Annotated in this window: 13 protein-coding genes and 1 riboswitch; of the genes, 9 read left to right on the forward strand and 4 right to left on the reverse strand. The window is 71.2% G+C overall.

Going from position 1 to position 14,754, the window contains the following annotated elements:
• Positions 1-4: 4 nt before the first annotated feature.
• Positions 5-724, reverse strand: coding sequence for a phosphotransferase family protein (locus tag B141_RS0101250; protein WP_020573349.1), 720 nt, complete (start codon positions 722-724; stop codon positions 5-7).
• 82 nt (positions 725-806) lie between these two features.
• Here B141_RS0101250 and B141_RS0101255 point away from each other — a divergent pair, with 82 nt between their 5' ends.
• The 6 genes from B141_RS0101255 (at position 807) to B141_RS0101280 (ending at position 7,935) form a co-directional block, all read left to right on the forward strand.
• Positions 807-2,129, forward strand: coding sequence for an NYN domain-containing protein (locus tag B141_RS0101255; RefSeq protein ID WP_020573350.1), 1,323 nt, complete (start codon positions 807-809; stop codon positions 2,127-2,129).
• A 161-nt stretch (positions 2,130-2,290) separates the two neighbouring features.
• A complete protein-coding gene (locus tag B141_RS38370) occupies positions 2,291-2,455 on the forward strand; it encodes a hypothetical protein (protein ID WP_020573351.1) in 165 nt (54 codons plus the stop codon).
• A 177-nt stretch (positions 2,456-2,632) separates the two neighbouring features.
• Positions 2,633-2,800, forward strand: a riboswitch (cyclic di-AMP (ydaO/yuaA leader).
• Between the two features lie 13 nt (positions 2,801-2,813).
• A complete protein-coding gene (locus B141_RS0101265) occupies positions 2,814-3,851 on the forward strand; it encodes a C40 family peptidase (RefSeq protein WP_026256794.1) in 1,038 nt (345 codons plus the stop codon).
• A gap of 152 nt (positions 3,852-4,003) precedes the next feature.
• A complete protein-coding gene (locus B141_RS0101270) occupies positions 4,004-5,401 on the forward strand; it encodes a gluzincin family metallopeptidase (protein WP_020573353.1) in 1,398 nt (465 codons plus the stop codon).
• 22 nt (positions 5,402-5,423) lie between these two features.
• Entirely contained in the window at positions 5,424-6,728 is a 1,305-nt protein-coding gene (locus tag B141_RS0101275; protein WP_084678033.1) for a M48 family metallopeptidase, read from the forward strand.
• Between the two features lie 61 nt (positions 6,729-6,789).
• Positions 6,790-7,935, forward strand: coding sequence for a glycosyltransferase family 4 protein (locus B141_RS0101280; protein ID WP_020573355.1), 1,146 nt, complete (start codon positions 6,790-6,792; stop codon positions 7,933-7,935).
• On the opposite strand, the gene B141_RS0101285 is transcribed toward B141_RS0101280, so the two are convergent.
• On the reverse strand, positions 7,936-9,828 hold the full coding sequence (locus B141_RS0101285) for a spermidine synthase family protein (RefSeq protein ID WP_020573356.1): 1,893 nt from the start codon (positions 9,826-9,828) through the stop codon (positions 7,936-7,938).
• 143 nt (positions 9,829-9,971) lie between these two features.
• Between B141_RS0101285 and B141_RS48920 the strand changes: the two genes are divergently transcribed.
• Complete coding sequence (locus tag B141_RS48920; RefSeq protein WP_020573357.1) at positions 9,972-11,459, forward strand: phosphotransferase family protein; 1,488 nt, start codon at positions 9,972-9,974, stop codon at positions 11,457-11,459.
• Positions 11,460-11,643: 184 nt separating this feature from the next.
• On the opposite strand, the gene B141_RS0101295 is transcribed toward B141_RS48920, so the two are convergent.
• Positions 11,644-12,105 carry a hypothetical protein gene (locus B141_RS0101295; protein WP_020573358.1) on the reverse strand — a complete coding sequence of 154 codons (462 nt, stop codon included), beginning with the start codon at positions 12,103-12,105 and terminating at the stop codon, positions 11,644-11,646.
• A 556-nt stretch (positions 12,106-12,661) separates the two neighbouring features.
• Here B141_RS0101295 and B141_RS0101300 point away from each other — a divergent pair.
• Both B141_RS0101300 and B141_RS0101305 read left to right on the forward strand, forming a co-directional pair.
• A complete protein-coding gene (locus tag B141_RS0101300; protein ID WP_020573359.1) occupies positions 12,662-13,753 on the forward strand; it encodes a WD40/YVTN/BNR-like repeat-containing protein in 1,092 nt (363 codons plus the stop codon).
• Between the two features lie 3 nt (positions 13,754-13,756).
• A complete protein-coding gene (locus B141_RS0101305) occupies positions 13,757-14,056 on the forward strand; it encodes a ubiquitin-like small modifier protein 1 (protein WP_020573360.1) in 300 nt (99 codons plus the stop codon).
• Positions 14,057-14,069: 13 nt separating this feature from the next.
• Here B141_RS0101305 and B141_RS0101310 read toward each other — a convergent pair whose 3' ends face one another.
• Entirely contained in the window at positions 14,070-14,747 is a 678-nt protein-coding gene (locus B141_RS0101310) for a UdgX family uracil-DNA binding protein (protein ID WP_026256797.1), read from the reverse strand.
• Positions 14,748-14,754: the final 7 nt, after the last annotated feature.

Below are 14,754 nucleotides of genomic sequence, written 5' to 3' on the forward strand. Positions count from 1 at the left end.
ATCTTCACGTGCGCCAGACCGACGTGTCGGCGAGTCGTTGGCGCCACTGCGCCACCCCCGAGCCGTCCGGATCCCATCGAATACAGAACGCGAGGAGTTCCTCGCACCGTGCGATCATCGCGGCCTTGCGGACCGGCCAGGGCGGGATCTCCCCGGCGTATGCGTCGAAGAACGCGTCGAGCAGCCCAATCCGGTCAGGATGGTGCGTACGAACGATCCACTCGCACCAGGCGAGGTCCTCCACCGGATCACCGATGTGGGCGAACTCCCAGTCGAGCACCGCCGTCACGGTCGTGGTCGCGGGGTCGAGCAGCAGGTTGTTGGGTCCGTAGTCGCCGTGGACGAGCACCCGCCCCGCGGTGCGCGTCGTCGCCTCGGTGCGTGCGGCGGCCACCGGGTGAAGGACGTGCGGAAGCCCCTCGAGTTCGGTCCGGTGGATCCGAGCGAGGGTGGCTCCGCACGCGGCGAGCACGGACCTCGCCTGGCCGCTGTCGACGTCAGGCGCGAGGAGTTCCTGGCCGTGAATGCCTGGCATGAACCCCACCCGCAGCTCGGTCCCGTCGTCGGCCAACAGCGGAGGAATGGGCAGCCGGCCGGCGAGTTCGCCGAGCACCGCCCGCTCGCGCTCCCTGCGCTTGGGCCCGTCAGGTCCGGCGTACGTCTTCACGACGACGCTCCCGTCGCCGACCGTCAGGTTGGTGTAGCCGTGCGGCAGGCGTCTCACCGGCCAGATTCTGTCGTACGACAGAGCTGGAGCGGTGGCGCGGCTGCGAGGGCTTGCGAGCCGGCCAATTACGCTCGCAGCCGTGAGCAACGGACCAGCCACGGCTGACGACGGACCCGGCGACCTCAGCAGGCCGCTTCCTGAGGCCGTGCGTCAGAGGGTCGTGGGCCTGGCCTCCGACACCCTCGGTGACCTACCCGCGGACGCCGTCCCGGTGGCGCTCAGACCGTTCGCGCGGTTCGCTCCCACCCGCCGCGCGCGGCTGGCGGCGACGCCGATCGGCGCGGCCGTGGACACCGACGAGGAGTTCCGGAGCCGGGTCGCCGCGCGGGTCCGGACGCTCACACCGGAGCTGGCCGCGGCGCTGGAGCAGGGTCGCCAACCGGCCGCGGTGGATCCGCTGGACGTGGCCGCGGCGGCGTACCTCCTGCGCCCCACCGGCTGGGTGGCCATCGTCGAGGACGTGCTGGACCACCTCGACCGCGAGTCGGCGAGCCAGGCCGGCGATCGGGAGGCCGAGTCGGCCGCCCGCCTGCGCGACCAGGTGGCCGCGGCCCGGGCGAGCGCGCGGCAGGAAAGGGAACGCCTGCGGGCGGAACTCGCGGCGTTGAAGGAAGAGAACGCCACGCTCCGGCGTACCCTCCGGCAGACCCGCGACCGGGTGGCGAGCGCTGAGAACCTCGCGACCCGCAACGCCGAACTCACCGCGCGTGCCCGGGAGCAGGCGGTCGCCGACGTCGCGCGGATCGACGCGGAGGTACGCCGGCTCCGGGCGCGGCTGGCTGACGCGGAGGCGGCGGGGGAGCAGGCCCGGCGGGCGACCCGTGAGGGCCGGGATGTCGCGAGCGTCCGGCTCCGGCTCCTGGTCGACACCCTGGTCGATGCGGCCCAGGGGCTGCGGCGCGAGCTGGCCCTTCCTCCGGTGCGTTCCCGGCCGGCTGACACCGTCGCCGCGCACGAACCCTCGCCCGGCGGCCAGATCTCAGGCCCTGAGGACGTCGTGTCACTCGAGACGCTTCTCGGACTTCCGCAGGTCCACCTCGTCATCGACGGGTACAACGTGACCAAGACCGCCTGGCCGGCACTGCCGCTGGAGAGCCAGCGCACCCGCCTCGTGAGCGCCCTCGGCGGCCTGGCGGCTCAGACGGGAGCGGAGATCACCTGCGTGTTCGACGGGGCGAACCTGCCCGTCCCACCGCCGGTGTCGGTACCGCGCGGGGTCCGGGTGCGGTTCAGCCCGGAAGGGGTCACCGCGGACGACGTCATCCGCCAGATCGTGGTGGCCGAGCCTCCTGGCCGCCCGGTCGTGGTCGTGTCGAGCGATCGGGAGGTGGCCGATGGCGTACGCCGGTCGGGCGCCCGGCCGATCTCCTCCGACCTTCTGGTGCGGCTTCTGGCGCGGTAGCGCTCGCACCTCGTTGGAAGGTGTCGCATCTTGATCAGCCGGTGGCTGTCGGTGGTCATGTCTAACGTCCTCGACAACGCACGGACGGAAGGCGCGACGGAGGCATGATGTTGATCGATTGCGATCACTGCGCTCTACGGGGGCGAGGGTGTGGAGGCTGCGTGGTCACGGTGATTCTCGGCGAGCCGCCGGCGGGGATCGAGCTCGACGAGGCCGACCGCCTCGCGCTCAGGGTGCTGGCCGATTCCGGCTTGCTCCCTCCGCTGCGTCTCACGCCGGCGGCGCCGGAGGCTTCCGAATTCCAGACTCACCGCGCCGGAATGTAAGGGAGCGACCACAATACGACTATCTTCTCGCTCTTCGTATTGGATTTGGCGCGCCAAGTTATGGGCACATTTGGTGATGTTGAATGCAACACGCCGTGGGGATTTGAAGGATCACGAAATGATCACTAAAGTCCCCCGCCTAGCATCTGTTTGCGTGAGCTGGCCAGCCCGGTCGGCGCAGATGCTTCGCCTAATCCCGGTCAGGCCCTCCTGACTGGGAGCCGGGGACCCACGTTTTCCGGGGTGAATCGGAGCGGTCGCGGCGCACCTTGCCGCGGGCATTCCGTAGGGCTACTTCCGGCCCGAACCCGTCAGCTCACCCGGTAGGCGTCCGAGGAAGGAAGGGGCCCTCACGCCCGTGTCGAACCGCCGGAAGCGCCCTCCAGGGCGAGTGATCCTCGCACTCGGAGCCGCCACGCTCGCCGTCGTCACCGCTGTTCCTTCGTCGAGTTACGCGGAGCCGACACCAAAGATCAGCGAGGTTCGCAAGCAGGTCGACAAGCTGTACGAAGAGGCAGAGAAGGTCACCGAGCAGGCCAACGAGCTCGGCGACCAGATGCGGGCCATCGACCGGCGGGTCCGCAAACTCTCCGCCGACGTCGACCGACAACAGAAGACGCTCGCCGCTCTCCGCACCGACATCGGCCAGTTCGCCGCGGCTGAGTACCGCACGGGTGGTTTCGACACCACCGTGCAGCTGCTCGTGGCCGACAATCCCGATGAGTTCCTGGCCCAGATGAGCACGGCGAAGGCGTTCGCCGGTCAGCAGGGTGACATGCTGAAGCGGCTTCAGTCCGAGCAGAAGCGCCTGTCCGAGCAGAAGGCCGCCCGCGAGGCCGAGCTCAGTCGTTATCGCGAGGCCAAGGACGCCGCGACCGCGCGCAAGAAGGTCGCCGACCGCAACGCCGCCAAGGCCAAGGCACTCCTCGACCGCCTCACGGCCGAAGAACGCCGCCGGCTCCGGGCGGCCGAGGAACGTGAGCGGGCGAGGGACCGCTCCTCCCGTGGCGGTGGCGACCGCGTGCCGCCGGCTCCGCCGCCTGGCAGTGGTCGTGGCGCGACCGCGCTGGCCTTCGCCCGCGCACAGTTGGGTGAGCCCTACGTCTTCGGCGCGGCCGGTCCAAGCAGTTGGGACTGCTCGGGCCTGACGATGATGGCCTGGCGCCAGGCCGGCGTGTCGCTCCCGCACTCCTCGCGTCAGCAGTACGCCGGCTCGGCGAAGATCTCGCGGTCGCAGCTCCAGATCGGCGACCTGGTGATCTTCTACAGTGACATGCACCACGTCGGCATCTACGCCGGCAACGGCATGGTCATCCACGCGCCCCGCCCCGGCAAGAACGTCGAATACAGCCCGATCAGCTACATGCCGTACGCCGGCGCGGTCCGGCCTGGCTAAGAAGGTCGCGCGACCTCGCAGATGACGACCCTGACGGCCGGGAGTTTCGCCGGTCAACCTGCCCGACGGCGGGCTGACCGGCGAGGCTCCCAGCCCAACGCCGGCCGTTTCTCCCGGAGCGGTCGGTCCCTTTTTCGTACGATGCGAGGGTGATGGGCGATCCTCCCCGGCGGGTGCGGCGACGTTCGGGGTCTCACGCGCGGACTCTCGTTCTTTCGGCGATCGTTCTGGGCTGCGGTGTCCTCGTCCTCGGGCTGTTCACGTCCGAGGCGGCTCCGGTCAAGGGCCCGTCGATCCCGTCGGCGGCCGATCTGCGAGCCGGCTCCCAGCGCCCGGCAGACCCGCCCCTGACGAAGCCGGCGGCTCCGACCGTGTCGAGTCGCGCCAGCCACCTCGCGGCCGAACGCTTCGACCAGGCCCAGCAGTTGCTCGCCAGACAGGCGGCCGCTGTCCGTGACCGTGACCGGGACGCGTACCTCGCCACCATCGACCCGCAGGAAGCCACCTTCGCGAAGGTCGCGGCCCGTACCTTCGACAATCTCGTCCGGATGGGGGTCACCGACTACCGATTCGGGTCGCTGGTCGAGGACCTGGGAGGGCTCACGCCCGAGCGCCGCGAGGTCCTGGGCCCCACCGCCTGGGTGGCCGACGTGGGCGTGACGTTCCGGCTCGAGGGTCCGGATCCCGAGTTGTGGAAGACCGACCTCCGCACGGTGTTCGTCGAACGCCAGGGCGTGACCTATCTCGCGGCTGACGGCGAGGGTACGGATTCCGGCGCGGCGACACCGCTGTGGCTGTCCGACACGGTAGGGGTCGTGCGGAGCAAGCACACCATGGTGATCGGCGCCGGCCCGCAGAGCCGGCTCGAACGCTACGCCCGAACGGCGGAGCGTTCCGTCTCCCGGGTGAGCCGGGTGTGGGGTGACGACTGGCCGGAGTACGTCGTGGTGATCGTGCCGGCGACGCAGGCGCAGATGGAGCGGATGGTCGGTGTCGAGCCGGACAGCCAGAACGCCGTGGCCGCGGTGACGACCTCGGTCGGCCGGGTCGATCCCTCGAAGGCGTCGCACATCGTGCTCAACCCCGAACCCTTCGACAAGATCGGGTCGCTCGGCCGGATCGTCGTTCTCACCCACGAGACCACCCACGTGGCCGCGCACGCGACGGTGAGCACGATGCCGGTCTGGCTGTCCGAAGGCTTCGCCGACTACGTGGGCTTCCACGAGTCCGGGCTGTCCACCGCCGTCATCGCGCAGGAGTTCCTCGCGGAGGTACGCCGCTCGGGCGGCCCGGAGGAACTCCCGGGCGGCCCCGACTTCGATCCGCAGGCCAAGGCGCTCGACCAGGCCTACGAATCCGCATGGAGCGCCTGCAAATACATCGCGTACCGCTGGGGTACAGACACACTCGTCGAGTTCTACCGCGTGATGGACGGCGCGAAGTCCGAGGCTGAGCAGGACGAGGCCTACGAGACCGTGCTGAACACCACCCGCGAGGACTTCGTCGCGCGCTGGCGCAGGTATGTAGAGGTGAAGAGCAGGGGCGGATAGCGAAGAGCAGGGCGGATAGCAGGTGAACCAACGGGGGATTGCTCGACGGCCCGCACTTGTCGTGCTGGCGGTCCTGGTCGGTTGTCTCGCCGCGGCGGTGCTCTTCACGACGCCGTGGGCGCCATGGGAGGACGTCGCGGCCGCACCCCCCGTGCCGCACATTCCGATCACGGCCGACTTCACCGCTGACGAGATCGCGCGCAGCGAGGCGTTCCAGTTGGTGCGGCTGCCCGTGTACATCTCCAGCGCCGTCGGCCTCCTCGCCGCGATCGTGCTCGGCTTCACCCGGCTCGGCGCCCGGCTGAGCGCGCGCGTTCTGCCCTGCCTGCGTCCCTGGTGGGCGCGGGTGCCGCTCGGCGCGTTCGTGGTGATGGTCGTGACCCGGATCGCGACCCTGCCGTTCGACTTCTGGCTGGAGATCGGGCGGCGGGAGCGGGGTATCTCGACGCAGCCCTGGGGGTCGTGGGCGCTGGACCTGCTGCTCGACTTCGCCGTCGTCGCCTTCGTCACCGTGCTGCTGCTCACCGGACTGGTCGGCTTCGCGCGGCGGTTTCCGCACTGGTGGTGGGCGCCTGCGGCCGCCAGCGCCGCGGTGCTGGTGCTCGTGGGGTCCTACGTCTATCCGGTGTTCGTCGAGCCGATCTACAACCGGTTCGCACCGATGCAGCCCGGACCGCTGCGGACGTCTCTGCTCGAACTCGCCCGCGAGGACGGCGTGGCCGTCAAGGAGGTGCTGATCGCCGACGCGTCCCGGCGTACGACGCGGTTGAACGCCTACGTCTCCGGCTTCGGACCGACCTGGCGCCTGGTCATCTACGACACGTTGCTGGAGGAGGCGACGCCGCAGCAGGTGCGGTTCGTCGTCGCGCACGAGCTTGGCCACGCCAAGCACGAGGACGTCCTTCGGGGCACGCTGGTCGGCGCACTCGGCGTCGGCCTCGGGGTGGTGGCGCTGGCGGTGCTGCTGGACGTACGCCGGGTGCTCCGGTGCGCCGGTGTGCCGTCGGTGGCCGATCCGCGGGCGGTCGCGATCGTGCTCGCGCTGGTCGCTCTGGGTATGCAGGTCAGCGGCCCGTTACAGAACCTCATCTCGCGGCGGGTCGAGGCGCGGGCGGACGTCCATGCGCTCGAGGTCACCCGCGATCCGGCCGGTTACGCGATGACACAACGCTGGCTCGCCGTCACCAACCGGAGCGAGCTGGATCCGGCGCCCCTGGCGTACGGGCTGTTCGCCACCCATCCGACCGCACCGGAGCGGATCGCGCTCGTGCGCTGGTGGGCCGTCCTCGAAGGCGATTCGCCGATCCCGTCGCTGGCCGCGCGCTAGGGGTCGCGGTCGAACGCCGCGGCGTGGGTCCGGTCAGGAGAGCCGGATAGGGTCGGTAGACGTGGCGCGCACTCTGGTGGTGACCAACGACTTCCCGACCCGCCAGGGCGGCATCGAGGCATTCGTGCTCGCCCTGTGCCAGCGGATGCCGCCCGCCGAGGTGGTGGTCTACACCGCGTCGATGCCAGGCGACCGCGCCTACGACGCGACGCTGCCGTTCCCGGTGATCCGTGATCCGGCGGGCACGCTCCTGCCGACCCCCGTGGTCGCCCGGCGTACCACCGAGGTCATGCGCTCGGAAGGCTGTGACCGGGTGGTCTTCGGTGCGGCGGCGTCCCTCGGGCTCCTCGCTCCGGCGTTACGCGCGGCCGGCGCCGAGCGGATCGTCGGGCTCACGCATGGGCACGAGACCTGGTGGGCGCGGGTACCCCTCGCTCGCCAGGCCCTGCGCCGGATCGGGCGGACGACTGACGTCCTCACCTACCTCGGGGAGTACACCCGCTCGGTGATCGCGGCGGCGGTGGCCCCAGACGACGCCGCCCGGATGGCGCGTCTGACGCCCGGCGTCGATGTCGAGGCGTTCCGTCCGGGCACCGGTGGTGAGGTCGTCCGAAAGCAGTTGGGCATCGCTCCCGACCGACCGGTCGTCGTCTGCGTCGCCCGGCTCACCGAACGCAAGGGCCAGGACATGCTGATCCGGGCCTGGCCGCACGTGCTGCGCGAGGTTCCCGACGCCGTGCTTCTGGTGGTTGGCGACGGCCCGCACCGGCTGGCGCTCGAGCGGCTGACGGACGAGGCCGGGGTACGCGACCACGTGGTGTTCGCCGGAGCGGTCCCGTGGTCCGACATCCCGCCGTACTTCGACGCCGGCACCGTCTTCGCGATGCCCTGCCGTACCCGCCTCGGCGGGCTGGAGCCCGAGGCACTCGGGATCGTCTTCCTGGAGGCGCAGGCGAGCGCCCTGCCGGTGATCGTGGGTGACTCGGGTGGTGCGCCGGACGCTGTGCTCCATGGGGAGACGGGGTACGTCGTCGATCCCTACAACCCGGTCGCGGTCGGGGCGAAGGTCAGTGCGCTGCTCGCCGATCCGGCCCGCGCTCGGGCGATGGGGGAGCGTGGCCGGGCCTGGGTCCGCGAGAGCTGGACCTGGGAGGCATCGGTGGCGCGGCTGCGGGACCTGCTGGGATACCCGCGCGACGCCGGATGATCACACTGGCATGGGGATTCGAGTGCGCGGCCGGGTGGCGGCGGCCCGGCGGCGGTAGCTGAGCAGGCGGATCCCGGCAGCGGAGGCGACCAGGACCCCGGCGGCTCCGAACCCGGCCGCGGTACCCAGGACCGGCAGCCCGTAGGCGAGGCACCCACCGAGGAGTACGCCGAGGATGGCCAGCCCGGCAGAGGTGGCGGGATCAGGGCCGGGCGGGTTGGGTCGGCCGGTTTGCGATGCCAGTGGCCCGCGCGGCCGGCCGAGGAACGCCGCCACCACCAGCCCGGCCACCACCACGGCGAGCGCGACGGCGAGGACGACTGACGCCACCATCCACGTACTCCCGAACGTCCGGGACGCCCATGAGGCCGCGACCACGCCCAGCAGCCAGGCGGCGGCACCGCCACAGACCCGGTCCGCGAGGGCGCATCCCTGGCGGACCCGCGCGCGGATGGGACGCCGCCGGTGTGGGGGCGCGAAGACCGTCATCGCGACGCCGGCGACCGTGACCAGCGCGAGGGCCGCCCACGTCGTCCACGACCAGGGGACGCCGTGCCGGCTGAGGGCGGGACGGTCATCGGTCACCGGTGAGGTGTCGCTGCCGGTGCCCGAGGGGCTGGTCAACGTCCTGACCTGACCTCCCGGGGAAGGACATGAATCGGGCTGCCCGGGCCTCGCCCTGACGGTCAGGATGAGCGGCGTTCCAGTTGCCTGGTCGTAGACACAGGGCGGGTGGCCGAACGCCCGCGTGACCGTGGCGTCGATCCGGCCGACGAGGAGGGGCTCGGTGCTGTCGTAACTCACGGCGAGGACGCCGGACGGGGATAGGACCGTGCGCGCCTGGGTGAGTGCCTCCGCGGTCAGGGTGTACGACGAACCTGGCGTGGGAACGCCCGGCAGTTTCGCGCCCGCGATCCGTGCGCTGAGGAGGATCAGGTCGTAGCGAGCGCCGGGATCGGCGCGCTCGAGGAAGGTACGCGGGTCTGTCACGTGGACGCTCACCCGCGAGTCGGCGTACGGCTGGCCGGGGTGGCGCCGGCGACCGAACTGGACCAACGCCGGGTCCACCTCGACCGCGTCGACCTGGTGGGCGCCCCGCGCGAGGGCGAGAGCGACCTCGTTGCCGGCGCCCGCGCCGAGGATCAGCACGCGCGGCGGGTGACCACCGGAGGCCTGGTCGAACGGCACTGCGGCCAAGGGGTCAGACCGCACCAGGGGCTCGGCCTCGCGAAGGGGTGGCACCGGCGCGCCGTCGAGGGTCAGCCGGATCGGCCCCTCGCTCCCGGACGCCTCGGTGATCGAGGCGTACGGCGACCACGTGGTGCCGGTGGCGAGCACCTGCGTGCCGAGGAGCAGCGGCGGGATTGCCAGCACCGCGACCAGCCCGGCCGGCACCGCCGGGCGGGCGAGGAGGCAGATCGACCCGACCGCGACGAGGACGGCCCAGCCGAACGGCGGGGTGTCAGCCGAGAGGAGGGCCGCGTCGACGCCGCTGCCGGCGAGCGCGCCGAGTGCGGCCAGGGCGAGCGCGGTGACGGGGCGCAGCCCGGCTGGTCGGGCCGCCCGAAGGGTCCGGCCAGCGAGTTCGCCGTACCCGGCAAGGATCGCCGCGCTCGCGAGCGCGGCGAGCGGGACCGCGACCTGGGCCGGCGGGAGGGGGACCACCGCGAGCCAGACGACGAGCAGGGCGAGGACCAACGGGCCGTACGCCGGAGCCCAGCGCGGCCGTCCGGCGCGAAGGAGCCCGAACGCCAGTCCGAGCAGGCCGCCGAGGAACACCGCGTTCGGTACCCGCTCGAGCCGGAGGCCGTACCACTCCGCCGAGCGCGGTAGGGCCAGGAGGAGGAGCGTGACCAAGGCCCCGGCCAGGACGATCCGTACGCCGGCCCGCATCAACCCTCCAGGCGCTCCGTGGGTGTTGTCCGGGTCTTTGGGCGCCGGCTCGATCCCCTCAGGTGGACCGGCCGGACATACTGGCGTCCCGGCGTCCGGTTGAATCTATCCGGGCCGGAGGCAGAGAGGCGGAGGTGAGCGGCGTGCCGCAGGTCGACCTCGCGGACGACTCGTTCGTCGTGGCGGGCCCCGCGGTGGTGGCCGACCGGCTGCGCGGCCCGGAGTTCTGGCGGGCGTGCTGGCCCGCGGTCGACCTCGAGCCCTACCACGATCGCGGGGACGAGGGCATGCGGTGGTACGCCACCGGCGCCCTGGTCGGCACGGCCGAACTCTGGCTCGAGCCGTACCACGACGGCACCCTCGTGCACGTGTTCCTGCGCGCGGACCCGGCGGAGGCGCTGCCGCCTGGGCGCCGGTTCGAGCGGTTCCGGCGACGCTTCGCGCTGTCTCTCAAGGCGGCGCTGTTCGCGCTGAAGGACGAACTGGAGGACGGCCGCGCGGTCGGGACCGGGCTGGGTACGCCGGCCGTCGATCCGGCCAGTGGCACTGGTCCGGTCGCTGAGCCAGAGCCGGCCGTCAACGTCGAGCCAGTCGCTGACGCCGAGCCGGCCGCTGACGCCGAGCCGGCCGCTGACGCCGAGCCGGCCGCTGACGCCGAGCCGGCCGCTGACGCCGCCTGGGCCGATCGGGCGGCGTATCGGCGATCCGCACCCGCGACGAGTGGCCTTACCCTGATGCTCTCCGAGCTGGCGTCCGGGGAGTCCGACGCCTACGAACTGGTCGACGTACGCCGGCTCGAGGGCGGCATCGCCACGGCGACCCACCGGATCACCGTGGCCTACGGTCCGGGGCGGACCGAGCGGCAGTTGATCCTGAAGCGGTACGTACCCGACGACACGACGGCGACCCTGGAATGGGAGCGGTTGGCGTTCGCGGCGCGGTGCGGGATCCCGACGCCGGAGCCAGTCCTGCTCGACGCGGAAGGGCGGTGGTTCGGGAGCCCGGCCCTGGTGATGAGCGCGTTGCCGGGCGAGGTGAGGTACGACCACGCTGACCCGAAGGCCTGGGTGGCGGGACTCGCCACGGCGCTCGCGGCCGTCCATCGGACCGACCTGTCACCGCCGGTGCCCTCCGTCCTGCTCAGGACGCCGACCTGGCAGTCGTACGACCCATCGGAGCTGCCGCCCGGCCCGCGGACGGACGCCATCACCCGGGTCGTCGGCCGGCTGCGCGAGATCGCGGCCCAGCAACCCGTGGTGCTCTGCCACAGCGACTACCACCCGGGCAACGTGCTCTTCGAAGACGGCGTGGTCAGCGGTGTCGTCGACTGGAGTGCCGCCCGGCTCGAGCCGGCCGTCTCCGACGTGGCCAACTGCCGGGCTGAGCTGGCTCTGGTCGCCGGTGGCGAGCTGGCCGACCTGTTCCTCGCGGCCTACGTCAAGGCATCCGGCGGACCGCTCGACTCGCTGCCGTACTGGGATGTCCTCGCCGGTGCGCGCACGTCGCGCTGGATCGCGTACGCCGAGGAGGCGATGAACCCGTTGGGCGCGCAGGTGACCGCGGAGGGTGCCCGGAGCCGGGTGACGGCGTTTGTGGACGACGCCCTCGCGGCCGCCGAAGCGGATCTGTAGCGCCGGTATCTTGCTCGAGGGCTCGCCCCGGTTGGCGATGAACGACTCTCGTATCGAAGCTCACCCCGAGCCGTCCACATCTGGATGGCTTACGGATGAGTTTGCAGCGTGATCATGAATCGACCTGTAGGTCGCTCACTATGCGAGATCGCCCACCGGCGTACTGAGGCTTATTCAAACCGCCCTAGTCGTCGAGGCCCTTCCGCAGGTCGGGGCAGGTCGGCGAGAGGCTCTGGCGCAGGTCGTTCGCGCTCGCCCCTAGGCGCCCGGCGGCCGCCCCAAGCGCCTGCCAGGCCCTTGGCGTGGTGTCCTGTCCTCCCCGCAGGTTTTCGATGGCCTTGCTGAGCTGGGAGACCGACCCGGAGAGCGCGGAGACCTGCTTCTCCCACTCCGTCGGGACGACGACACGGAGTGACCGCAGGTTCTTCTGTACCTGGGCGATGGCCCGCTGGGCGCTGTGAATCTCGCTGTAGTCCTGCGCGGTCAGCGCGCCGAGCGAGTTCTGCACGGCCAGGGCCCGCGCACAGACGGTGGCCTTCCCCGCCGGCGTGGGACTCGCCTTGGCCGGGGGCGCGTCCCGCGTCGAGATCGCGGGACGTGCCCGGCTGCCGGCGCCGGAGTCACCGACGCAGCCGCCCGGCGCCACAAGTAGAACGAGGGCGGCAGCGGCGACCGGAATCCTCGGCCACCACCCACCTCGCCTCGGCCCGTTCCGCGCTGCGACACCGAAATCCGGACGGCGCGTAGTACCTCGTTGCCAGACCATCCGTGCCGCCCTCTCGTCACCGGTCAGGCGCCAGTGTTCAGCGAGGAGGAGGGTGGGGTCGCCCTCCTCAGCGGATGAGATGCCACGTGCCCAGGGTCACCGCAGCCGAGCCGTCAGCTCTGCATTGGTTCGGCTGCGGTTCACGGACAGACGTGATGGAGGTGTCTCGGCTTCTTCACCGAAACTCCTCCGCCAAGTCACGGCAACCTCGCGAGCGATCTCGCATAGTGAGCGACACTCGAACCCGACCTAGGATCGTGAAGGATTCTGGTCAAATGTCGACGAAAATCCTTCACGATCATGGCCCGCCACCTCGGCGAAGTTGATCACACCGGCGGTTGTCGGTGCGCGCCCCCATACTTTGGAACGCGCGCTGGCCGTGGCGGCCGGCCACCTTCGACCACGCGCACGACGACGTGCGGGAAGGAGAGGCGACATGACCGTCGTACTCGCGATCGGCACCGGCAAGGGGCTGTTCCTCGCCCGCAGCGGCGACGACCGGCACGAATGGCAGATCAGTGGGCCGCACTTTCCGATGACGGCGGTCTACTCCGTGGCCATCGACACCCGCCGACAGCCGGCCCGGCTACTGGTGGGCGTGAGCAGCTCCCACTTCGGACCCAGCGTCGCCATCAGTGACGACCTCGGCGAGACGTGGCAGGAGCCGGAGGTGGCTCCGATCGCGTTCCCGACCGAGACCGGCGCGGCGCTCGAACGCGTCTGGCAGTTGACTCCCGGCCGGGCGGACCAGCCCGACGTGATCTACGCCGGGGTCCAGCCGTCGGCGTTGTTCCGCTCCGAGGACGGCGGGCGGTCCTTCGCGCTGGTGCGCGGCCTGTGGGATCACCCGCACCGCGAGCACTGGGAGCCGGGGTTCGGCGGCAAGGCCGTGCACACGGTGCTCCCGCATCCGACCGATCCCGCCAGGGTGGTTGTCGCCATGTCCACCGGCGGCGTCTACCGCACCAGTGACGGCGGCGCGACCTGGGAGGCCACCAACACCGGCATCAAGGCGTATTTCCTGCCTGACAACCCCTATCCGGAGTTCGGTCAGTGTGTGCACAAGATCGCTCGCCATCCCGACCGGCCCGAGCAGTTCTTCGCCCAGAACCACCACGGCGTCTACCGCTCCGACGACGGCGGCTCCACGTGGGTGTCGATCGCGGATGGGCTGCCGAGCGACTTCGGCTTCCCCATCGTGGTGCACCCCCACCGGCCGGGCGTCATCTACACCTTCCCGCTCACCGCTGACGGCCTGAGGTTCCCTCCGGAGGATCGCTGCCGTATCTACCGGAGCGAGGACGCGGGCTCGACCTGGACAGCCCTGGCGAAAGGCCTGCCGGAGGAGGGGTTCTACGCGACCGTGCTGCGCGACGCTCTCGCCTGCGACGACGCGGACCCAGCCGGTGTCTATGTCGGTGCTCGGTCGGGCGAGGTCTATGCCAGCGCAGACGAGGGCGAGAGCTGGCGGCTGGTGGCTTCCCACCTCCCGGACGTGCTCTGTGTCCGCGCGGCCGTGGTGGGGTGAGGCATGACTCTTTCCGGTGTGCGGGTCGAGGTGCTGGTCCCGGCCGTGCTGCGTACTGACTGTGGGGGAGCGGCTCGGCTTTCTTTCGTCCTCTCCTCGCCCGCCACCCTCGGTGATCTGCTGGCGGAGGTCGCCGGCGCCCATCCCCGCCTCGAACGCCGGGTACGCGACGAGCAGGGTGCGATCCGTCGCTACGTCAACGTCTACGTCAACGGCGAGGAGGCTCGCTCCCGCGCTGGTGTCGCGACCCCGCTGCACGACGGCACACAGGTGCAAATCGTCCCCTCGGTGGCTGGCGGCTGACCCTCACCGACCCTCAGGTCAGCACGTCCGCCGCGACCCTGAGGTCGGCGACGAGTCCGGCGTACACCTCGTCCTGGTTCTCGGCACGCAGCACCGCGGACGGGTGGATGGTGGCCACCACGACCGGCGCCGGCCGGTGTTCGGAGCGCTTCCCCGCGTGCTCGGAACGCTCGCCCAGGTTGGGGCGCGGCAGCGGGATGCCGCGCTGTTCGGTGACCTTGAACGCCGGCCCGAAGATCGCCTTCGCCGCGGTCGCGCCCAGGCAGATCAGGAGTTCGGGCTCGAGGAGGGCAAGCTCCGCCTCGAGCCAGGGACGGCACGCCAGGATCTCGGCGCGGTTGGGTGTCTTGTGCAGGCGCCGCTTGCCGCGTTCGGGCCGGGTGAACTTGAAGTGCTTGACGGCGTTCGTTACATAGGCGCGGGACCGGTCGATTCCGGCATCCACCAGGGCCTGGTCGAGCACCCTGCCCGCTGGTCCGACGAACGGCTGGCCGCGTCGATCCTCCTGGTCGCCCGGCTGCTCACCGAGCAGGACCACCCGGGCGTCGGGATCCCCGTCACCGAAGACGGTCTGGGTCGCCGACAGATAGAGGTCACAACCTTCGCATGACCTGGCCGCATCCTTCAGCCCGGCCAGGTCGGCATCCTCCGGGACGAACTCCGCGGCGGTGCGCGCCGGTATACGAGCCATCACCTGC

Origin of the sequence: Actinopolymorpha alba DSM 45243, from assembly GCF_000373925.1 — a bacterium.
Taxonomy (GTDB): Bacteria; Actinomycetota; Actinomycetes; order Propionibacteriales; family Actinopolymorphaceae; genus Actinopolymorpha; species Actinopolymorpha alba.

Bases quoted from the DNA above. Each gene is read 5' to 3' on its own strand.
- B141_RS0101270 (WP_020573353.1), top strand. From the start codon at position 4,004: ATGGGCGATCCTCCCCGGCGGGTGCGGCGACGTTCGGGGTCTCACGCG.
- B141_RS0101285 (WP_020573356.1), bottom strand. From the start codon at position 9,828: ATGCGGGCCGGCGTACGGATCGTCCTGGCCGGGGCCTTGGTCACGCTC.
- B141_RS0101300 (WP_020573359.1), top strand. From the start codon at position 12,662: ATGACCGTCGTACTCGCGATCGGCACCGGCAAGGGGCTGTTCCTCGCC.
- B141_RS0101305 (WP_020573360.1), top strand. From the start codon at position 13,757: ATGACTCTTTCCGGTGTGCGGGTCGAGGTGCTGGTCCCGGCCGTGCTG.
- B141_RS0101310 (WP_026256797.1), bottom strand. From the start codon at position 14,747: ATGGCTCGTATACCGGCGCGCACCGCCGCGGAGTTCGTCCCGGAGGAT.